General features: G+C 41.5%; 2 protein-coding genes. Both read left to right on the forward strand.

The genetic code is table 11. The features are described 5' to 3' along the window. The first annotated feature begins 581 nt into the window (after positions 1-581). Entirely contained in the window at positions 582-716 is a 135-nt protein-coding gene (locus QUF61_RS18065) for a hypothetical protein (protein WP_286018901.1), read from the forward strand. Positions 717-892: 176 nt separating this feature from the next. Next, the coding region (locus tag QUF61_RS18070) for a hypothetical protein (protein ID WP_289682946.1) at positions 893-1,898 on the forward strand (1,006 nt) is incomplete at its 3' end.

Genomic DNA, 1,898 nt, shown 5'->3' on the forward strand with positions numbered 1-1,898 from the left:
GGTGTTACCCCTGGCTATATTAATGCGCCCCGTTGGGGCTAAACAACAGGGCTTGTCCGCCCTGTATCTCGGCTTTCAGCCGCCAAACGCTCTAACCCACCCGTCTTTTAGCGGGTGGTTGTTTAGTTTCCTGCGCATTGGCAGGACTACTGATGCATGACATCAGTAGCCCGAGATAAAAAATCAAGTCAATCATGCGAAATAGGGGGGTGTTTAATTCTGTCAGGTTTCATTTTGGTTCACATTTTAGTCAGGCGGTTATTAGATAAACCGGGACAAATCATTCCCCCCTTCTGTGGCTCGGGTATTTTATGACTGTGCGATTGCTGAGAATTGGGAGGAATGCCCATCGTTCCATATTAAAATAAAAATTCAACTGGGCAATGCTCTTAGTGGAACAGATTCATTTCAGTAGTGAGAATTAGGCGGCATATAATACGCATAGCAGAGGGTTATCGCTTCATCAGCAGGGTCACATTGAACAAAACGCAGCCGGATATTTTAGTCAACTTTCTGGATTATCGGGAGTACAAAGACGGGAAGCAAATTTATAGTTATCAATGGATTACAGACATTGAAATTTGAAATTTGAAATTGAGGTTAAGTTAAAAGTCTCCAGTGTTTTCAGAAGGCTAACAGGTGCTGAAGAATTTGTTGAGAATCGGGCCTATTTTTCAACTGCCCGTAAAAAAGATGATTGGACAAAAAACCATTAAATTGATAGGCTTAATATTTATGTCTGATGTCTGAAAATAAACAATATTGTTACTAAACCATAATATAAAAGTATTTATGCTGTAGCAGCCTGATTATGAGCCATCGCCAGATGAATCATAACCTTTAACAGCAGTAAAAATACTCCTGGCTTGGTTGATAATTAAGGAATAATCCAATGATCTTTATAAGGCCACTTTCACTCAGCTACCTTTTTGTCATCAGTTTGCTATTCAATAATTGTATGGCGGATGCAATTTTCGATCCTGATACTGGTATATTACATTTTGATGGTATGACTCTTGATAATACCACTCATTTCAATGATATTGACCTGCAACTAATCAGCGGTTCCGGTATGTTACAAGCCGGCAGTTTGCTATCTATTCAGGGTGCGACTCAAGGAGATAATGGCATTACTGACGGTGATTTCTCAAGTATTGAAATGCTTGGTGATCTCCCAATTACATTGATACAACCCCAAGGTAAAAACTTTAAATTTCATATGAAATTTAAAGAAATCAATGGCAATATTCAAATTACCCAGATGACCCCGCACAGTGCTGCTATTTACAATGCCCAAAATGGTGAATTACACCTCCCTATGGTTGAAGTGACACCCGAGCAGAGAAGAATACTCAATGGTAGCAACGTTACTTTGCAGCGTGTTGACAGCCCAACTGGCAAGTTGGTTGAAAATGCAGATTTTATAGTGATTAGTCATTCTGAAATCACTGGTAATGCCTTCCAGGCTTATTACAACCATAACGGTCATACTGGGGTTATTCCTGAAATTCTGGTAATAGAAAATAATCGTTTACTAAGCTACCGTGCTCAAATAAAAGGGGATAATATTGGTGGTGAGGGTCATTACAAAATTACAGGACTTGCATTAAATGGTGCTGATGGTGCGCCAGGAAAACCAGGAGCAGCAGGAGCAGCAGGAACACCGGGTCTGGAAGGTGCGCCAGGACTTGATGGTTTACCTGGTTTAAGCTGGAAAGGGACATGGGACACCGCTGTTGTTTACAATAGCCGTGATGCGGTTAATTATAACGGCAGCAGTTATATCAGCATTCAAGATACCAATCAAAATAACGAACCACCAGCCGCAGGATTTTGGGATACTCTTGCCGTTAAAGGTACTGCCGGAGCGGCAGGTATTGCTGGGGCTGCGGGGGCTG

Origin of the sequence: Candidatus Venteria ishoeyi (assembly GCF_030378065.1) — a bacterium.
Lineage (GTDB): Bacteria > Pseudomonadota > Gammaproteobacteria > Beggiatoales > Beggiatoaceae > Venteria > Venteria ishoeyi.